Below are 18,111 nucleotides of genomic sequence, written 5' to 3'. Positions count from 1 at the left end.
AGGGCACGCTCGCCACCTCATCACCCCCCAGACCTTGACGCGGCTCCCGGTCGAGGCCGAAAGTGAATGGCGATTAGCCACGACAGAGGAGGCTTCATGAGCCGCAGAGTGCTGGTGGCAGGGGTGGGCATGGTCCCCTTCGCGAAACCCAGCGCCGCTCAGACATACGACGTCATGGGGGCGGAGGCGGTCAGATCGGCCCTGGCCGACGCCGACCTCCCCTACGATCGGGTCCAGCAGGTCTACGCGGGCTATGTGTACGGCGATTCGACCTGTGGGCAGCGCGTCGTGTACGGGTTCGGCAAGACGCGCGTTCCGGTGATCAACGTCAACAACAACTGCGCCTCCGGCTCGTCCGCGCTGTGGCTGGCGCGCCAGGCGGTCGAGAGCGGCGCCACCGACTGCGCGCTGGCGGTCGGCTTCGAGCAGATGCCTCCCGGGGCCCTCGGGGCCAAGTGGACCGACCGGCCGACCCCGCTCACCGACTTCGCCACGGCGCTCAAGGACGTCTACGCCGTGCACCCCGGGCTGCCGATGACGCCCCAGTACTTCGCCGCCGCCGGAGCCGAGTACATGGCGGCGTACGGGATGAAGGCGGAGACCCTCGCCCTGGTCTCCGTCAAGGCCCGCGCGCACGCCGCGAACAACCCGTACGCGGTCTTCCGCGACCCCATCGGCGTGGACGACGTCCTCGGCTCGCCGACGGTGGCCGGCGTCCTGACCAGGCTGCAGTGCTGCCCGCCGACCTGCGGCGCGGCGGCGGCGATCGTCTGCTCGGAGGACTTCGCCCGCGCCCACGGCATCGCGCCCCGGGTGGCGATCGCCGCCCAGACGCTGCGGTCCGACGCGGACGACGTCTTCGACCGGGGTAGCGCCATGTCGCTCGTGGGCACGGACGTCACCCGGGCCGCGGCGGCCGAGGTCTACGAGAAGGCCGGCGTCGACCCCCGCGACATCGGGGTCGTCGAACTGCACGACTGCTTCACCGTCAACGAGGTCCTCTCCTACGAGGGCCTCGGGCTGTGCGAGGAGGGCGGCGCCGAGAAGTTCGTCCTCGACGGCGACAACACCTACGGCGGCCGCGTCGTCACCAACCCCTCGGGCGGCCTGCTCTCCAAGGGCCACCCGCTCGGCGCCACCGGCCTGGCCCAGACCGCCGAGCTCACCTGGCAGCTGCGCGGCGAGGCCGGGGCCCGTCAGGTCGAGGGCGTGACCCTCGGCCTCCAGCACAACCTGGGCCTCGGCACCGCCGGCGTCGTCACCCTCTTCGAGAAGGTCTCCTGAACATGCCCGTCGACCCCGCCCTCATCGGCACCCGCACCGCGGAGTTCACCACCCAGGCCGAACGCGGCCGGCTCCGCTTCTTCGCCCAGGCCACCGGTCAGAACGACCCGGTCTACACGGACGTCGAGGCCGCGAAGGCCGCCGGCCACCGCGACCTGCCGGTGCCGCCCACGTTCTTCTTCTGCCTGGAGATGGACAACCCCGCGCGCAGCGCCTGGATCACCGATCTGGGCATCGACATCCGCACGATCCTGCACGGCGGACAGAAGTTCGAGTACCACAGCCCGGCCTACGCCGGGGACACGCTGACGTACTGGACCGAGGTCGAGGACGTCTACAGCAAGAAGGGCGGCGCGCTGGAGTTCATCGTCCGCGCCACCCACGTCTCCCGCGGCGAGACCCCGATCGCCACCCTCACCAGCACCATCGTCGTGCGCGACCCGAAGGCGGGCCAGTAATGCCGACCACCCTGAACCCGGGCGACACCCTCACCCTCGAGTGCCCGAAGATCACCCGCACCACGCTCGCCCTGTACGCGGGAGCCTCCGGCGACCACAACCCGGTGCACATCGACATCGACGCCTGCAAGGCCGTCGGCATCCCCGACGTCTTCGCCCACGGCATGCTCTCCATGGCCTACCTGGGCCGGCTCCTCACCGACCGGTTCCCCCAGGAGCGGCTGAAGTCCTACGAGGTGCGCTTCTCCGCGATCACACCCGTCAACAGCCGCCCCACCTGCACCGGCGCGGTCGCCCGGGTCGAGGACGGCCTCGCCCACCTCGACCTCGCGGTCACCCTCCCCGACGGCACCGTGACCCTCCAGGGCTCCGCGGTCGTCACCGCCCACTGACACCCGTAAGGAAAGAAGCATGGGAACCCTGGACGGCAAGGTCGCCCTCGTCTCCGGCTCCGGCCGCGGCATCGGCCGCGAGATCGCCCTCAAGCTCGCCTCCGAAGGCGCCCGCGTGGTCGTCAACGACCTCGACAAGGAGCCCGCCGACGGGACCGTCGCCGACATCACCGCCGCCGGCGGCCAGGCCGTCGCCTGCGTGGGCTCGGTCGTGGACGAGGGCTTCGCCGAGCGGTTCGTGAGCACCGCCGTCGACGCCTTCGGCGGGCTCGACATCATCGTCAACAACGCCGGCTACACCTGGGACACCGTCATCCAGAAGATGACCGACGAGCAGTGGGACGCCATCCTCGACGTCCACCTCAAGGCGCCGTTCCGGATCCTGCGCGCCGCGCAGCCCTACATCAGGGCCAACCCGACCCCGTACCACCGCAAGGTGGTCAACGTGTCCTCGGTGTCCGGCGTCTACGGCAACGCCGGCCAGGTCAACTACGCCTCGGCGAAGGCGGGCGTCATCGGCATGACCAAGACCCTGGCCAAGGAGTGGGGCCGCTACAAGGTCAACGTCAACGCCGTGGCCTTCGGGTTCATCATCACGCGGATGACCGAGGCCGTCGCGACCGACGGCGACACCACGGTGGAGATCGAGGGACGCCGGATCAAGGTGGGCGTCAGCCAGGCCGCGATGGATGCCGTCAAGCGGACGAACCCGTTGGGGCGCCCGGGCACCCCGGCCGAGGCCGCCGGCGCCGTGTACCTCTTCTGCACGCGGGACTCCGATTACGTCTCGGGCCAGGTGCTGACCGTGGACGCGGGCAGCCGCTGATCTGCGAAGGCGCCCCGCCGGCCGCTCCGAGGAGGCCGGCGGGGCGCCTTCGCGTCCCCTCGGGCCGGTACGCGCAAGCCCCCGTCGATGGACGGGGGCTTCGGGCTCGGGGGGGGACCGTCGGCTACAGCAGTTCGAGGATGGTGGCGTTGGCCATGCCGCCGCCCTCGCACATCGACTGGAGGCCGTAGCGGATGCCCTGGTCGCGCATGTGGTGGACGAGGGTGGTCATGATGCGGGCGCCGGAGCCGCCGATCGGGTGGCCGATCGCCATGGCGCCGCCGTTGGGGTTCATCCGCGCGTAGTCGGCGCCGGTCTCCCGGAGCCAGGCCAGGGTCACCGAGGCGAACGCCTCGTTGATCTCGTAGACGCCGATGTCGTCCAGGGTCAGTCCGGCCTTCTTCAGCGCCTTGGCCGTGGCGGGGATGGGCCCCTTCAGCATGGTGACGGGGTCGGTGCCCGCGACGACGGCGGTGTGGATGCGGGCCATCGGGACCCATCCCTGCGCCCGGGCGAACTCGCTCGTCGTGATCAGCAGCGCTCCGGCGCCGTCGGAGATCTGGGAGGCGTTGCCGGCCGTGATGGAGCCGCCCTCGCCGAAGGCGGGCTTCAGCGCGGCCATCTTCTCCGGGGTGGAACCGCGCCGGACGCCCTCGTCGGTGTCGAAGACGTACTCCGCCCCGTCCTCGCCGGTGACCGTGAGCGGCGTGATCTGGCCCTTGAAACGGCCCTCGTCGATCGCCCGGGCGGCCCGCTCGTGGGAGTCCAGGCCGTGCCGGTCCATCTCGGTACGGGTGATGCCGTACTCGTCGGCGATCATCTGCGCGCCCATGCCCTGGTGGAAGCGGACGCCGTCGTAGCGGTCCCAGACGTCGGGGCCGTGCGGCTCGCCGTACTCGCCGCCGAGGCCGGTGAGGCTCGGCGGGACGGCGCTCATCATCTCGATGCCGCCGGCGACGGCGACGTCGTACTGGCCGGAGACGACGCCCATGGCGGCGAAGTGGACGGCCTGCTGGGACGAGCCGCACTGCCGGTCGATGGTGACGCCGGGGACGGACTCGGGCCAGCCGGCCGCGAGCACCGCGGACCGGCCGATGCACCCGGTCTGCATGCCCACCGGGGCGGCGCAGCCCCAGATGACGTCGTCGACGAGGGCCGGGTCGAGGCCGGTGCGCTCGGCGAGGGCCTTGAGGACGTGGGCGGAGACGGAGGCCGAGTGCAGCCTCGACAGCGATCCGTTGCGCTTGCCGACCGCGGTACGGACGGCGTCGACGATGACTGCGTCGCGCATGGCTACTCCTTGCTTGACGTGTGCGGGGACCTACAGGCCGAGGTCCTTGGCGATGATGGTCTTCAGGACCTCGCTGGTCCCGGCGTAGATGCGGGTGACGCGGGTGTCCGCGTAGAGACGGGCGACGGGGTACTCCAGCATGTAGCCGTAGCCGCCGTGCAGCTGGAGGCACCGGTCGATCACGCGGCCGGCCGTCTCGGTGCAGAAGAGCTTGACCTTGGCCGCGTCGGCGGCCGTCAGGCCCCCGGAGGCGTGCAGTTCGAGGGCCCGGTCGGCCATCGCGCGGGCGGCCTCGACCTCGGCGGCGCACTCGGCCAGGACGAACTTCGTGTTCTGGAACGCCGCCACCGGCTGTCCGAAGACGGTGCGCTCCCGGACGTACTCCGTCGCGAAGTCCACCGCCGCCGCGGCGGTGGCGCAGCCGCCGAGGGCCGCGCCGAGCCGCTCGACGGCGAGGTTGTGGGTGAGGTAGGCGAAGCCCTCGCCCTCCGTCCCGAGCAGGTTCCCGGCCGGGACCAGGACGTCGGTGAAGGACAGCTCGGCGGTGTCCTGGCTGCGCAGGCCGATCTTCTCCAGCTTGCGGCCGACCGCGTAACCGGGGGACGAGGCGTCCACGCACAGGATGGACAGGCCCGCCCGGCGGTCCTCGGGGTCGTACGGGGACGTACGGGCCACCACCAGGACCAGGTCGGCCTGGGCGCCGCCGGTGATGAAGGTCTTGGCGCCGTTGAGGACGTAGTGGGTGCCGTCGTCGGTGAGCCGGGCCGTGGTCCTGATGGCGGCCAGGTCGGAGCCGGTGCCCGGCTCGGTCATGGCGATGGCGGTCATCATCTCGCCGGACATGAAGCCGGGCAGCCAGCGCCGCTTCTGCTCCTCGCTGCCGAACTCCAGCAGGTAGGGCAGGACCAGGCAGGTGTGCACCGCGTGCGCGCCGAAGGTGACGCCGGCCCGGGCGATCTCCTCGCGGAGCACCGCCTCGTACCGGAAGTCGGTCACCCCTCCGCCGCCGTACTCCTCGGGGACCTGGATGCCCAGGACGCCGAGGTCGCCCAGCTTGCGGTAGAGCTCGCGGGGCACGCGGCCGTCACGTTCCCAGTCGGGGTAGTGCGGGACGACCTCCTTGGCGATGAAGTCGCGGAGCATGCCGCGGAAGGCCTCGTGGTCCTTGCTGAACACGGTGCGACGCACGTCCGTCGTCCTTTCTCGCGGCCCGGCGAACGGGCCTGGGCGAAGTGAAGTTAATTTAAATTAGCCACACTGTCCAGGCTCCCCGAACGTCGCGCACCGCCACCCCGATCCGCCGGGCGCGCCGCCCCGCGACACCGCAGATCCCCGTGATCACGGGGTTGATCAGGCAACTCGAAGCCTAGGGAGCAGCCACCGGGCGGCTCCGCGACAGGCCGGCGCCGACCCTCCGTACGCACCACCGGCGGAACATCGAGGCAAGCGGCCTCCACCGGCGGCGAAGTGGCGCACCACCGGCGAGGCCGCCCTCCCGGGGATGATCGAATCCTCGGCGAACCCCATTCCACCTGCGGTTTTCCCTACCTTTCCCACCTTGGGCGGCACCCGGCCCGCACAGCCCGCCCTCCCGCACGGCCACCACCCGGAGGCGAGATTCCCTGCCGACACAGGGATGGACATCAGATCTAGTCGCGATTAACTTGATGGCGTCCGGGAGGTACTCCCCGACGAACGAAGGGTCTCGTGCCGTGTACCGAAGCAGGTCCGCCGAGGACGTCCGCGCGCCCGCCGGGGCCGCGCCGCCCTCGCCCTCCCCCGATCTGGCCGACTTCCTCCGCCTGGAGCGGACGGAGGCCGACCGGTTCCTCGGCTGGTGCCACGCCGGCGTGCCCGGGCAGGCGTTCGGCGGCCAGGTCGTCGCCCAGTCGCTGGCGGCGGCGGGGCACACGGTCGAAGCCGGCCGGCCGGTCCACTCCCTCCACGGGTACTTCGTCCGCCCCGGCGGCCTGCGCGACCCCCTCGCGTACGAGGTCGAGCGGCTGCGCGACGGAGGCCGGTACAGCTCCCGCCGGGTCACCGCGATCCAGAACGGCGAGGTGGTCTTCACCCTGTCGGCCTCCTTCAAGCGGCCCGACGCGGAGGGGGTGGAGCGCGCTCCGGCCATGCCGGTGGTGCCGCCGCCCGAGGACGTGCCGGACGCCTTCGAGGCGTGGGCCGCCCGCAGCCCGGAGCAGCACCGCGAGGCGGGGCACGCACAGGTGGTGTCGATGCGCGTCGTACCGGGCCCACCCGGCGGGGGGCGGCGGGGGACCCGGCAGAACGTGTGGTTCCGGGCGCTGCGGCCCCTGCCGGACGAACCGCTGCTGCACGCCTGCGCCCTCACGTACCTCTCGGACCTCAGTCTGGGACCGACGGCGGCGCTGGACTTCGAAACGCTCTACCCCCTGCGGACCGGCCCGTCGACGGTGTCCCTCGCCTCGCTCGACCACGCGATCTGGTTCCACCGGCCGGTCAGGGCCGACGAGTGGCTGCTCTTCGCCCAGCGGAGCCCGTCCGCGGGCGACGGCCGCGGCTTCAACACGGGTGACTTCTGGACGCGCGACGGCACGCTGGTCGCCTCGGTGGCCCAGGAGACGGCACTACGGCGGCACGACCCGCGATAAGGGCGGAACAGACCCTCCCATCAGCACAGAATCCTCGTACACCGCTAGAAAGCGAGCAGTCACATGGGACACCTGGAAGGCCGCGTGGCACTGGTCACCGGCGCCGGCGGCGGCCTGGGCCGTGAGCACGCGCTCCTCCTCGCCGCGGAGGGCGCGAAGGTCGTGGTGAACGACCTGAACGACCCCAAGGCCGTCGTCGAGGAGATCGTCGAGGCCGGCGGAGAGGCCGTCGCCGTGGAGGGCAGCGTCGCGGACATGGCCCTCGGCGAGCGGCTGGTGGCCGCCGCCGTGGAGGCGTTCGGCGACCTGCACGTCGTGGTGAACAACGCGGGCGTGGTCCGCGACGCCATGGTGTGGAACATGACCGAGGAGCAGTTCGACCTCGTCCTCGACGTCCACCTGAAGGGCGCCTTCTCGGTGACCCGGGCCGCGGCCCGGCTGTGGCGCGAGCGTGCCAAGGCCGGCACCACCACCGACCGCTCGATCGTCAACACCACCTCCTCCGCCGGCCTGCACGGCAACGTCGGCCAGTGGAACTACTCCGCCGCCAAGGCCGGTCTCGCCATCCAGGCCGTCAACGCGGCCCTGGAGCTCGGCCGCTACGGCGTGCGCGCCAACGCCGTCGCGCCGATGGCCCGCACCGCCATGCTGGCCGGCAACCCGGGCTTCAGCGCCGCGGTCGCCGCGCCGAGCGACGAGACGGCGTTCGACCGCTACCACCCGAAGAACGTCTCGCCCCTGGTCGGCTACCTCGCCTCGGCCGACTGCCCCTTCACGGGACAGGTCTTCTCGGTGACGGGCGGGCACGTCGGGCTCTTCGGGGGCTGGTCGGTCGAGCACCGCATCGACGCCGACCGGCAGTGGACGGTGGCGGAACTCTCCACCGAGCTGGGCGCCGACTCCTTCCCCAAGTCGGTCCAGGTGAACCGCCAGCGGCTCGTCCCGGTCGAGGGCGCCGCGCAGTGACCGGCGGGCGGGCACCGGTTCCCCGGGCCCGCCCACCGGGGGTCGGGACGTCCGCCGCCCGACCGACGAGCACTTCCTCTCCCGAGCCCCCGCCCTGGCCCGCCGACGCCGTCGGGCCCGCCCCTTGGAGAATGACGTGTACCTCACCCAGTTCCTGCACCGCGTCGTCCAGCAGTACCCCGACCGTCCCCTGACGATCTGCGGCGACCGGATCCGCACCGGCCGGCAGGTGGCCGACCGGGTGGCCCGGCTGGCCGGGGCCTTCCAGGGGATCGGCGTCGAGGCGGGCGACCGCGTCGGCATCCTGGCCCTGAACTCCGACCGCTACCACGAGTGGTTCTACGCCTCCTGGTGGACGGGGGCCATCGCCCACCCGGTGAACACCCGCTGGTCCCCCGCCGAGATGGCGTACGCGCTGAACGACTCCGGCACCGGGGTCCTCCTGGTGGACGACGCCTTCGCCCCGCTCGCCGCCGAACTGCGGGAACGGGCCCCCGGCGTCCACACGCTGGTCTACTGCGGCGACGGAACGGCACCCGACGGCATGCTCGACTACGAGCGGCTGGTCACCGGCTTCGAGCCGGTCCCGGACGTCCGCCGCGGCGGCGACACCGTGGGCCTCCTGCTCTACACCGGCGGCACCACCGGCACCCCGAAGGGCGTGATGCTCACCCACCGCGGGCTGCTCACCGGCATGATGAGTTCCGCCCTCTACAGCTCCTCCGCGAGACCCGGCGGCGTGTCGCTGGTGACGGCGCCGCTGTTCCACTTCGGCGCGGTCGCGGGCTGGCAGGCCCAGAACCTGGTGGGCGGCACCCTGGTCTTCCTCCCCACCTTCACGCCGGACGGCGTCCTGCGGGCCGTCCGGGACCACGGCGTCACCTCGGTGACGCTCGTGCCGGTCATGGTGCAGATGGTCTGCAACCACCCCGACTTCGCCTCGTACGACCTCAGCGGTGTCGACCGGGTCATCTACGGCGGCGCCGGCAGCCCGGAGAGCCTGCTCCACCAGGCGATGAAGGCGTTCCCCAACGCCCGCTTCACCCAGGGCTTCGGCCAGACCGAGTCCGGCGTGCTGACCGCGCTCACCCACGAGGAGCACGTCGCGGGCGGGGAGCTGATCCGGTCCGGGGGCCGGACGACGCCCGCGATCGAGATCGCGGTCGTCGACCCGGAGGACCGGCCGCTGCCGGTCGGCGAGGTGGGCGAGATCGTGACCCGCGGCGACCACGTGATGGCCGGGTACTGGGGCAAGCCCGAACTGACCGCCGAGACCATGCGCGGCGGCTGGCTGCACACCGGCGACGGCGGCTACCTCGACGAGAACGGCTACCTCTTCGTCGTCGACCGCCTGAAGGACATGATCATCACCGGTGGGGAGAACGTCTACTCCGCCGAGGTGGAGAACGCCCTCTCCGCCCACCCGTCGGTGGCCTCCTGCGCCGTGATCGGCGTGCCCGACGAGCACTGGGGCGAGCGCGTCCACGCCGTGATCGTCCTGCGTCCCGGCACGACCGCCACGGCGGAGGAGCTCCGCGCCCACACGAAGACCCTCATCGCCGGCTACAAGGCACCGCGCACCGTCGAGTTCGTCGACGAGATGCCCCTGTCCCCCGTCGGCAAGATCCTCAAGCGGGAGCTGCGGGACGCCCGCAAGGGCTGATCCCCCGCACCCGCCCGGCAGAGAAACGAGAACCACTGACATGAAGCGCACCGTCTTCGACCAGGACCAGGACGCCTTCCGGCAGATGATCCGCGAGTTCATCGCCAAGGAGGTCCTCCCGCACTACGAGCAATGGGAGGCCGAGGGCCTGGTCCCCCGCGACCTGTTCCGCAAGCTCGGCGCCCTCGGCGTCACCGGCTTCGGCATCCCCGAGGAGTACGGCGGCCCCGGCGAGACCAGCTACAAGTACCAGGCGATCATCACCGAGGAGGCCGCCCGGGTCGGCGTGATGCTGGGCCACTACGGGCTGAGCACCGGCATGGTCCTGCCGTACCTCCTCGACCTGGCGAACGAGGAGCAGAAGGAGCGCTGGTTCCCCGGCATCGCGAGCGGCGACATCATGCTGTGCATCGGCATGACCGAACCCGGCTCCGGCTCCGACCTCGCGGGCACCCGCACCCACGCCCGGCTCTCCGAGGACGGCACGCACTACGTCCTCAACGGCGCCAAGACCTTCATATCCGGCGCCCGGGTCTCCGAACTCTGCGTCGTCATCGCCCGCACCTCCCCCGCCACGCCCGAGAACCGCAGGGCCGGCCTGAGCCTCCTGGTGGTGCCGACCGACAGCGAGGGCTTCGGCTTCGGCCGCAAGCTGGAGAAGATCGGCATGCGCTCCAGCGACACCAACGAACTGTCGTTCACCGACGTCAAGGTGCCGGTCGAGAACCTGCTCGGCGAGGAGGGCAAGGGCTTCACGTACCTGACGCAGAAGCTGGTCCGCGAACGGCTCGCGGTCGGCGTCGACGCCACCGCGCGCGCCGCCGCGGCGATCTCGTTCGCGAAGGCGTACGTCCAGGAGCGCATCGTCTTCGGGCAGCCCGTGGCGGCGTTCCAGAACACCAAGTTCGTGCTGGCCGAGTGCGCCGCGGAGGTGGAGGCCGCCCAGGCCATGGTCGACAAGGCGATGGACCTGGAGGACACCGGGGAACTCACCCCCGCCGACGCCGCGCGGATCAAGCTGTTCACCACCGAGGTGTGCGCCCGCGTCGTCGACAAGTGCCTCCAGCTGCACGGCGGCTACGGCTACATGCTGGAGTACCCGATCGCCCGGCTCTACACGGACGTCCGGATCAACCGCATCTACGGCGGCTCCAACGAGGTCATGAAGACCATCATCGCCAAGGACCTCGGCCTGTAGGGACGGGCGACCGGCCTTCCGGTGGCGCCGCGACCGGCGCCGCCTCCACGGGCCCCGGGCCACCGCGTTCCGTCGTGACCGCGCGCCCGGGGCCCGCAGCGGCGCGCACCTCCGGGAGGACATTTCCATGAAGGTCTACCAGCGTTTCGCCGAAGCCCTGCTGGAGCACGGGTTCGACACCGTCTTCGGGCTGATGGGCGACGCCAACATGCTGTACCTCTGCGACTACGCCGAACGCGGGGGCCGCTTCGTCCCGGCCGTCCACGAGGGCGGCGCCGTGGGCATGGCGGACGGCTGGTCGCGCGCGGGCGGCCGCGTCGGCGTCGCCTCGGTCACCCACGGGCCCGCCGTCACCAACACCATGACCGCCCTGACCGAAGCCGTGCGCAGCCGCAGCCGGGTGCTGCTCGTCACCGGCGACACCCCGGCGGAACCCACCCACTTCCAGCGGCTCGACCTGGCCGCGGTGGCCGCCGCGGCGGGGGCGGGGTACGAGCGGGTGGGCCGCCCCGGCGACCTGGTGAGGATGCTCGACCGAGCCGTGCAGCGGGTGGTCGCCGAGGACCGTCCCGTCGTCCTCGACCTGCCCTTCGGCCTGCTCCGCCAGGAGGCCGACGCCCCGCGGTCCGTGGCCCGCCCGCGACCGCGGGCCGCGGCGCTCCCCCCGTCGGACCGGCTCGACGCCGCGCTCCGGCTGATGAGCGAAGCCCGGCGTCCGGTGATCCTGGCCGGCCGTGGCGCCGTCGCCGCCGACGCCCGCGACGAGCTCGTGGCGCTCGGGGAGAAGCTGGCCGCCCCCCTCGCCACCACCCTCCTGGCCAAGGACTGGTTCCGCGACCACCCGAGCGACCTCGGCGTGTTCGGCGGTCTCTCGCACCGCGCCGCCGCGGCCGTCATCGACGAGGCCGACTGCGTGGTCGCGTTCGGCGCCGGTCTCCACGCCCACACGACCGGGCACGGCGCGCTGCTGAAGGGGAAGAAGGTCGTCCAGGTCGACGCCGACCCCGGCGCGTTCGGCTGGTTCACCCGGGTCGACGAGGCCGTTCCCGGCGACGCCAGGGCGGTGGCCGCCGCGATGGGCGAGGCGCTGTGGCAGTCCGGCCACACCCCCGACGAGAGCTGGCTGGCCGGAGTACGGCTCCGCCTCGGCGACCACCGCCCGGGCGACGGCTACCAGGACCGTACGGACGCCGCGGCCGGCACCGTCGACGTCCGTACGGCGGCCCTCCGGCTCGACCGGCTCCTTCCCCGCCGGCGCGTCCTGGTCAGCGACATCGGCCGGTTCGCCCTGGGCGTCTGGCCCCACCTGCGGGTCGCGGACGCCCGCGACTTCCTGTGCATGGGCGGCTTCGGCTCGATCGGGCTGGGACTGGCCGGTGCCGTCGGCGCCGCCGTCGCCCGCCCCGACGACCTCACCGTCCTCGTCGTCGGGGACGGCGGATTCATGATGAACGTGGGCGAGTTCACCACCGCCGTACGGGAACGGCTGCCGCTGCTGGTGGTGGTCCTGAACGACGGTGCCTACGGGGCCGAGCACGTCAAGCTCGCCCGTCTGGGAGTGGATCCCGACCGTTCGCTGACCGCCTGGCCCGACCCGGTCCCCCTCGCCGAGGCGATGGGGGGCCGGGGCCTGACCGTGCGCCGTCCGGAGGACCTCGACGTCCTGCGGGAGCGCACCAGGAGCCTGGACGGCCCCCTGCTCGTCGACGTCAGGCTGGACCCGCGCGTCGACGTCGTCCCCTGAGACCCCACCGAACCCCGCACGCACGACACGTCGAGGCCCCTTCGGGGGCCTCGACGCGTTGGTGCCGGTGACCGCTCGTACCAGGGTGACGGCCGGGGCGTGCCGCCCCGGCCACGGACGATCCGCACCCTCCAGATCTGTGCCGGGTCAATGAGTTGACGGCGCTTTCCTGTGCGCCGGCACACACTCGGTCCCCCGCGTCATCTGGTCCTTCACGGCTTATGGACTCCGCTTTTCCGGGATCTCCATAATCCAGGCCACCGGCAGCCCCCGTGACGGGGCGGGACCGGCAACCCTTCCCCCGCAGCGCGCGTGACCGCCGCCCCTCCCGCGTACGGCCGTCGCCGCCCTTCGGGGACCCGCCTCCCCTGTCCGCGGGAGTTCCCGCCCTTCCCGAACAGAGGAACGGCCGTCCCGGCTCCCGCCGCTACCCGAAAGTGTGCGCCCATGAACGCCTCCCCCGCCCCTCCCCAGCCTCCGCCGCCTTCCGGCGCACTGGAGATCGACGACCTCACCGTGGTCTACGGGAGGTCGGTCCGTGCCCTGGACGGCGTCTCGCTCCGGGTCCCCGCCGGCGGCATCGTCGCCCTGCTGGGGGCCAACGGGGCGGGCAAGTCGACCCTGCTGCGCGCCGTGTCCGGAACGCTGCCCCTGCACTCGGGGGCGGTCGAGCGGGGTTCGGTCGTTCTCGACGGCACTCCCCTCACCGGCCGGCACGCCGCCGACGTCGTCGCCGCCGGTGTGGTGCAGGTGCCGGAAGGCCGCAGGGTCTTCGCCTCGCTCTCGGTGGAGGAGAACCTGAAGGCCGGCCGGCTCGGTCTGTCGCGGCGGCGCCGCGGCGATGCCCCGGACGCCTTTCCGCAGGTCTTCTCGCTCTTCCCGATCCTCGCCGAACGGCGGCGCCAGGCCGCCGGGCTCCTCTCCGGGGGCGAGCAGCAGATGCTGGCCCTGGGCCGCGCCCTGATGGCCCGGCCGCGGCTGCTGCTCCTCGACGAGCCGTCCCTGGGGCTGGCCCCGCAGATGGTCGAGCAGATCGCCGGCATCGTCCGGCGCATCCACGAGCAGGGCGTCGGCGTGCTGCTGGTCGAGCAGAACGCCGCGCTGGCCCTCGAACTCGCCGACGACGCCTACGTCCTGGAGGTCGGGCGGGTACGCCTGTCCGGCAGTGCCGACGAGCTCTCCCGGTCCGACGAGGTGCGCCGGCTGTACCTGGGCGAACGCCCCGTCGACGAAGCCTCCGAGGCTGTGACCGAGCCGGTCGCGGGCGCGCCGCGGACCCTGAGCAGGTGGGCCGGATGAGCCCCCTGACGTCCCGTGGCTCCACCCGCACGCCGGTGGACGCGGCAAAGACCCCGGCGCTCACCGTCGAGGGGGTCACGGTGCGCTTCGCCGGACTGACCGCCCTGGACGGGCTCGACTTCTCGGTGGCGCCGGGCTCCGTGCACGCCCTGATCGGCCCCAACGGGGCGGGGAAGTCCACCGCCTTCAACGTGCTGTCCGGGGTCTACCGCGCCGCCGAGGGCAGCGTGCGGTTCGGGGACGCGGAGCTGACCTCGCTCCCTCCGCACCGGATCGCCGCGCTCGGCGTGGCCCGCACCTTCCAGAACATCGTGCTGACCGCCGGCACCGTCGCCGACAACCTCATGCTGGGACGGCACACCCTCACCCGCGCCGGCTTCGCGGCCACCGCGCTGCGCCTCCCGAGCACCGTCCGCGAGCAGCGGCGGCACCGTGAGCGCGTCCGGGAGATCGCCGAGTTCACCGGTCTCGGAGCCGTCTTCGACACACCGGTGGCGCTCCTGCCGTACGGCGACCGCAAACGGGTCGAGCTGGCCCGCGCGCTCTGCATGGAACCCCGGCTGCTGCTCCTGGACGAGCCGGTGGCGGGCATGAACACCGGCGAACGCGTCGGCATGGCACGGACCGTGTCCGCGATCAGGGACGTGCTCGGCATCTCGATCCTGATCGTGGAGCACGACATGGGGATGATCATGCAGCTCGCCGACGAGGTGACCGTCCTCGACTTCGGCCGCCGCATCGGCGGAGGCACACCCGAGCGGGTGCGGCAGGACCCCGCGGTCGTCCGGGCCTACCTGGGCACCGGCACCTCCGGCGACGCCGACGACGCCGACAAGGGGCGTGCCGCCCTTTCCGACCACGACGAGGAAGGAGAGGCGTCCTCGTGACCACCCTGCTGCAGACCCTCTTCAACGGGCTGGCCCTCGGCTGCGTGTACGCGCTGATCGCCCTCGGCTTCAGCCTGGTGCACAAGGCCTCGCACGTCGTCAACTTCGCCCACGGGTCGCTCCTGCTGCTCGGCGGCTACCTGGTGACCGTCCTCCACGACGACCTGGGCTTCGCCGGAGCGGTGCTCGTCGCCCTCGCCGGTACGGCCGCCGCGGCGGTGCTCGAAGCCCTGGTGCTGCGCCGGCTGCGGCGCTCGGCGTCCGCCGTGCCGACGATCCTGACGATCGGCGTGGACATCCTGCTCCTCACCGAACTCGCCCGCCGCATCGGCGGAGAAGTGCTGCGGTCCGGCGACCCGTGGGGCGCGGACGTCGTCACGTTCGCGGGGATCACCGTCCCCGAGACCCGGATCGCCTGCCTGGTCGTGACCCTGGTGCTGGTGGGCGCCTTCCTCGCCGCGTTCCGCTGGTCACGGTGGGGCCTGGCCGTCCGGGCCCTGTCGCTCGACGAGGAGGCGGCGGCCCTCATGGGCGTGCGCGGCAACCGGCTGCGGACGCACGCCTGGGCGCTGGCCGGCGTGATGGCGACGGTGGCCGCCGTGTTCCTGGCCGCCTTCCCCACCCCCGGACTGGACCGCGGCACCGGCCACATCGCGCTCGCCGCCTTCCCCGCGGCCGTGCTCGGCGGCCTCGGTTCCGTCGGCGGCGCCCTGCTCGGCAGCCTCGTGGTGGGGATGGCCGAAGCGACCGCCGTCGGATACCAGCAGCACCTGGACGTGCTGGGCGGCGGACTCGCCGACATCGTCCCGTACCTGGTGATGGTGCTGGTCCTGATGGCCAGGCCGCAGGGCCTGCTCGGTTCCAAGGAGCTCTCGCGTGTCTGACGCCCCTTCCTCCTCCCTCGTGCGCGAACGGCCGGGAACCGCCCCGGACACGGATGCCTCCTCGCCGGCCCGGAAGTCTCCGGTGGACCGCTCGACGCGGCGGCGCCTCACCGCCGCCGGGGCGGTCGTCCTCCTGCTCCTCCCTCCGCTGTACGTCGACGCCTTCTGGCTGCAGACGGGGCTGTTCGCCATGGCCGCGGTGATCGCCGCCATCGGGCTGGGCCTCCTGGCCGGGACGGCGGGCCAGCTCTCGCTGGGCCACGCCTTCTTCCTCGCGGTCGGCGCCTACGGGTACACCTGGTTCGCGGCCTCTCCCAGCGGCACGGGGGACCGGGCCCTCTCAGGGCTCGGCCTGCCTCCCGTCCTCGCCCTCGTCGCGGCCGTGGTGCTGGCCGGTCTCGCCGGCGCGCTGTTCAGCCCCATCTCCGGGCGCCTGCGCAGCATGTACCTGGGGGTGGCGACGCTCGCGCTGGTCTTCATCGGCCAGCACGTGCTGGTGAACGCGCACGGAGTGACCGGCGGATTCAACGGCCGCTCCGTCCCGCCGATGGAACTCTTCGGCTTCTCGTTCGCCGACGCGGACGACGGCCTGGTCGTCCTCGGCGTCCCCTTCGGGGGGCTGGAGCGGCTGTGGTACCTCGGCCTGGTGCTCACGGCCGCCGCCTGGCTGGCGGCGCGCAACCTGGTGCGGGGCCGTCCGGGCCGGGCGATGGGCGCGCTGCGCGACAGCGAGGTCGCCGCCGCGGTGATGGGGGTGCCCGCCGCCCGGTTCCGCGCCGCCGCCTTCACGGTCTCCTCGATGTACGCGGGAGCCGGCGGAGCCCTGCTGGCGCTGGCGTACCAGCGGATCGTCCCCGACACCTTCGGCCTGGTCCTGTCCATGGACTTCCTGGCCATGCTGGTGATCGGCGGACTCGGCTCGGTCGGCGGCGCGGTCGCCGGCGCGGTCTTCGTCACCGTCCTCCCGCATCTGCTCACGCACTTCGCCGACCAGCTGCCGCTGGTGGTCGCGCCGGGCTCCCCGGAGCCGGGCCTGGCGTCCGTGGACGCCGCCCGCTTCCTCTACGGCGCCGCCCTCGTCCTGACCCTGCTCTTCCTCCCCGGCGGCCTGGTCTCCCTGGCACAGCGCCGCCCCGGCCCGTCGCGGATCCGGCGGGCGTGGCGGGCCGCGGTCCGCCGCACGCCCCCGCCCGGTCCCGAGTCTTCCGCCGGCGAGACCGCCGGCGGGAACACCCTCAAGGAGCACACCTCATGAACCGCAGACAGCTCGGTGCCGCCACGGCGGTGTCCGTTTCGCTCGCCCTGGCCCTGACGGGTTGCAGCACCAAGACCGGACCGTCCTCGGACGGGCAGGGCAGCGGCGGGGTGAAGACCGGCCCCGGCGTCACCGACGCGGTGATCAAGGTCGGCGTCATCACCGACCTCACCGGCCCGGCGGCCCCGCTGGCCAAGCCCGGCCTGCAGGCCGAACAGCTGTACCTGGACGAGGTCAACGCGGCCGGCGGGGTGTGCGGCCGCAAGGTGGAGCTGGTCGTCCGCGACCACGGCTACGACGTGCAGAAGGCCGTCGCCGCCTACGCCCAGGTCCAGCCGCAGGTCGCGGCCCTCGGCTCGCTGGTCGGTTCCGCGCAGACGGCGGCGCTGCTCGACAGCATCGAGGGCGACGGGCTGCTCACCCTCGTCGGCGGCAACTCGGCCGCCAACCTCGGCCACCCGCACGTCCAGGTCATGAACAGCACCTACGACATCGACATGATCAACGGCATCGACTGGCTGGTGAGGACCAAGGGGCTCGAGCCGAAGGCGAAGGTCGGTCTGATCCACCAGCCGGGCGAGTTCGGGGAGAACGCCGCCGAAGGGGTGCGGTTCGCCGCGAAGAAGGCCGGGCTCGAACTCGTCGTCCAGACGGTGAAGCCCACGGAGACCGACATGACCGCGCAGGTGACCGCGCTCGCGGCGGCGAAGGTCGAGGCCATCGTCTTCGCGGGGACACCCGGGCAGACCGCCTCCCTGGTCGGGGTGGCCGCCGCGGGCGGCCTCAAGGTGCCGGTCCTGGCCCACGCCGCCGCGTACGTCCCCCAGCTCCTCGACACGCCGGCGAAGCCGGCGCTGCTGCGGATGCTCTACGTCACGGGCGGCACGCCCGCCCTGAGCAGCGAGCTGCCCGGCGTGCGGAAGCTGGTCGCCGACTACCGGAAGAAGCACCCGAAGGAGCAGCTCAACGTCGGCGTCCACATCGGGGCGACCAACGCGGCGGTCCTCGTCGAGGCGATGAAGGCGGCCTGCGAGGCGAAGGACCTCAGCCGTGAGGGCATCACCGCGGGTCTGCGGACGCTGAAGGACTTCGACAAGGGCCTCGGCAGCGTGCTGGACTTCTCCGACCCGTCGGCGGCCCCGCACCGCAAGAGCTACGTCCTGCAGCCCGCCGAGGGCGTGCCGGGCGGCCTGAAGACCGTCCAGGACGCCACCGAGGTGCCCGCTGTCGCCGCCTACCTGGCGGAGAAGGGCTGACCCGGCCGCCGCACCACCCGGCCCCGCGCGGACGCCCGTCATCCTCTGGGCCCTGCCGGTCACCGCAGCCGAGATGGCATA

16 protein-coding genes are annotated in these 18,111 nt (G+C 72.6%); 14 read left to right on the top strand and 2 right to left on the bottom strand.

The features are described 5' to 3' along the window. Positions 1-96 precede the first annotated feature (96 nt). Genes AB0E83_RS19640 through AB0E83_RS19625 form a run of 4 tightly spaced genes read left to right on the top strand, consistent with a single transcriptional unit; the run spans position 97 to position 2,960 of the window. On the top strand, positions 97-1,284 hold the full coding sequence (locus AB0E83_RS19640) for a lipid-transfer protein (RefSeq protein ID WP_362112974.1): 1,188 nt from the start codon (positions 97-99) through the stop codon (positions 1,282-1,284). Positions 1,285-1,286: 2 nt separating this feature from the next. Beyond that, the gene (locus tag AB0E83_RS19635; protein WP_362112971.1) at positions 1,287-1,742 is read left to right on the top strand and encodes a MaoC family dehydratase N-terminal domain-containing protein; all 456 of its coding nucleotides are present in this window, start codon (positions 1,287-1,289) and stop codon (positions 1,740-1,742) included. Next, positions 1,742-2,134 carry a MaoC/PaaZ C-terminal domain-containing protein gene (locus AB0E83_RS19630; protein ID WP_362112968.1) on the top strand — a complete coding sequence of 131 codons (393 nt, stop codon included), beginning with the start codon at positions 1,742-1,744 and terminating at the stop codon, positions 2,132-2,134. Before AB0E83_RS19635 ends, AB0E83_RS19630 begins: the two co-directional genes overlap by 1 nt. 19 nt (positions 2,135-2,153) lie before the next feature. Beyond that, positions 2,154-2,960, top strand: a complete 807-nt coding sequence (locus AB0E83_RS19625) for an SDR family oxidoreductase (RefSeq protein ID WP_362112965.1) — start codon at positions 2,154-2,156, stop codon at positions 2,958-2,960. Positions 2,961-3,084: 124 nt separating this feature from the next. Here the strand turns inward: AB0E83_RS19625 and AB0E83_RS19620 are convergent, their stop codons facing one another. Both AB0E83_RS19620 and AB0E83_RS19615 read right to left on the bottom strand, forming a co-directional pair. Continuing rightward, positions 3,085-4,251, bottom strand: a complete 1,167-nt coding sequence (locus AB0E83_RS19620; protein ID WP_362112963.1) for a thiolase family protein — start codon at positions 4,249-4,251, stop codon at positions 3,085-3,087. Between the two features lie 30 nt (positions 4,252-4,281). Then, on the bottom strand, positions 4,282-5,439 hold the full coding sequence (locus AB0E83_RS19615) for an acyl-CoA dehydrogenase family protein (protein ID WP_362112960.1): 1,158 nt from the start codon (positions 5,437-5,439) through the stop codon (positions 4,282-4,284). A gap of 524 nt (positions 5,440-5,963) precedes the next feature. Between AB0E83_RS19615 and AB0E83_RS19610 the strand changes: the two genes are divergently transcribed. From AB0E83_RS19610 to AB0E83_RS19565, 10 genes are all read left to right on the top strand, one after another. Continuing rightward, a complete protein-coding gene (locus tag AB0E83_RS19610; RefSeq protein WP_362112957.1) occupies positions 5,964-6,878 on the top strand; it encodes an acyl-CoA thioesterase domain-containing protein in 915 nt (304 codons plus the stop codon). A 63-nt stretch (positions 6,879-6,941) separates the two neighbouring features. Next, the gene (locus AB0E83_RS19605; protein ID WP_362112954.1) at positions 6,942-7,844 is read left to right on the top strand and encodes an SDR family oxidoreductase; all 903 of its coding nucleotides are present in this window, start codon (positions 6,942-6,944) and stop codon (positions 7,842-7,844) included. A gap of 136 nt (positions 7,845-7,980) precedes the next feature. Next, positions 7,981-9,507, top strand: coding sequence for a long-chain fatty acid--CoA ligase (locus tag AB0E83_RS19600; RefSeq protein WP_362112951.1), 1,527 nt, complete (start codon positions 7,981-7,983; stop codon positions 9,505-9,507). A gap of 40 nt (positions 9,508-9,547) precedes the next feature. Beyond that, a complete protein-coding gene (locus AB0E83_RS19595; RefSeq protein WP_362112948.1) occupies positions 9,548-10,705 on the top strand; it encodes an acyl-CoA dehydrogenase family protein in 1,158 nt (385 codons plus the stop codon). 127 nt (positions 10,706-10,832) lie between these two features. Further along, positions 10,833-12,449: a thiamine pyrophosphate-binding protein gene (locus tag AB0E83_RS19590; RefSeq protein WP_362112945.1), complete on the top strand. Its 1,617-nt coding sequence runs from the start codon at positions 10,833-10,835 to the stop codon at positions 12,447-12,449. Positions 12,450-12,896: 447 nt separating this feature from the next. Beyond that, positions 12,897-13,748, top strand: a complete 852-nt coding sequence (locus AB0E83_RS19585; protein WP_362112942.1) for an ABC transporter ATP-binding protein — start codon at positions 12,897-12,899, stop codon at positions 13,746-13,748. Continuing rightward, positions 13,745-14,635, top strand: coding sequence for an ABC transporter ATP-binding protein (locus AB0E83_RS19580; protein WP_362112939.1), 891 nt, complete (start codon positions 13,745-13,747; stop codon positions 14,633-14,635). Before AB0E83_RS19585 ends, AB0E83_RS19580 begins: the two co-directional genes overlap by 4 nt. Further along, a complete protein-coding gene (locus AB0E83_RS19575) occupies positions 14,632-15,519 on the top strand; it encodes a branched-chain amino acid ABC transporter permease (RefSeq protein ID WP_362112936.1) in 888 nt (295 codons plus the stop codon). The genes AB0E83_RS19580 and AB0E83_RS19575 overlap by 4 nt, the downstream gene beginning before the upstream one ends. Positions 15,520-15,601: 82 nt before the next feature. Further along, entirely contained in the window at positions 15,602-16,774 is a 1,173-nt protein-coding gene (locus tag AB0E83_RS19570; RefSeq protein ID WP_362113072.1) for a branched-chain amino acid ABC transporter permease, read from the top strand. Beyond that, positions 16,771-18,030 carry an ABC transporter substrate-binding protein gene (locus AB0E83_RS19565; RefSeq protein WP_362112933.1) on the top strand — a complete coding sequence of 420 codons (1,260 nt, stop codon included), beginning with the start codon at positions 16,771-16,773 and terminating at the stop codon, positions 18,028-18,030. The genes AB0E83_RS19570 and AB0E83_RS19565 overlap by 4 nt, the downstream gene beginning before the upstream one ends. Positions 18,031-18,111 lie beyond the last annotated feature (81 nt).

The organism is Streptomyces sp. NPDC035033, assembly GCF_040636735.1.
Taxonomy (GTDB): Bacteria; Actinomycetota; Actinomycetes; order Streptomycetales; family Streptomycetaceae; genus Streptomyces.
The sequence above is the reverse complement of the archived record's forward strand: the minus strand, read 5'-3'. Positions and strand labels throughout refer to the sequence as shown.

What these genes read in the sequence shown, in the direction of transcription:
- AB0E83_RS19640 (WP_362112974.1), top strand. Translation starts at nt 97, where the DNA reads ATGAGCCGCAGAGTGCTGGTGGCAGGGGTGGGCATGGTCCCCTTCGCG.
- AB0E83_RS19635 (WP_362112971.1), top strand. Translation starts at nt 1,287, where the DNA reads ATGCCCGTCGACCCCGCCCTCATCGGCACCCGCACCGCGGAGTTCACC.
- AB0E83_RS19630 (WP_362112968.1), top strand. Translation starts at nt 1,742, where the DNA reads ATGCCGACCACCCTGAACCCGGGCGACACCCTCACCCTCGAGTGCCCG.
- AB0E83_RS19625 (WP_362112965.1), top strand. Translation starts at nt 2,154, where the DNA reads ATGGGAACCCTGGACGGCAAGGTCGCCCTCGTCTCCGGCTCCGGCCGC.
- AB0E83_RS19620 (WP_362112963.1), bottom strand. Translation starts at nt 4,251, where the DNA reads ATGCGCGACGCAGTCATCGTCGACGCCGTCCGTACCGCGGTCGGCAAG.
- AB0E83_RS19605 (WP_362112954.1), top strand. Translation starts at nt 6,942, where the DNA reads ATGGGACACCTGGAAGGCCGCGTGGCACTGGTCACCGGCGCCGGCGGC.
- AB0E83_RS19595 (WP_362112948.1), top strand. Translation starts at nt 9,548, where the DNA reads ATGAAGCGCACCGTCTTCGACCAGGACCAGGACGCCTTCCGGCAGATG.
- AB0E83_RS19590 (WP_362112945.1), top strand. Translation starts at nt 10,833, where the DNA reads ATGAAGGTCTACCAGCGTTTCGCCGAAGCCCTGCTGGAGCACGGGTTC.
- AB0E83_RS19585 (WP_362112942.1), top strand. Translation starts at nt 12,897, where the DNA reads ATGAACGCCTCCCCCGCCCCTCCCCAGCCTCCGCCGCCTTCCGGCGCA.
- AB0E83_RS19580 (WP_362112939.1), top strand. Translation starts at nt 13,745, where the DNA reads ATGAGCCCCCTGACGTCCCGTGGCTCCACCCGCACGCCGGTGGACGCG.
- AB0E83_RS19565 (WP_362112933.1), top strand. Translation starts at nt 16,771, where the DNA reads ATGAACCGCAGACAGCTCGGTGCCGCCACGGCGGTGTCCGTTTCGCTC.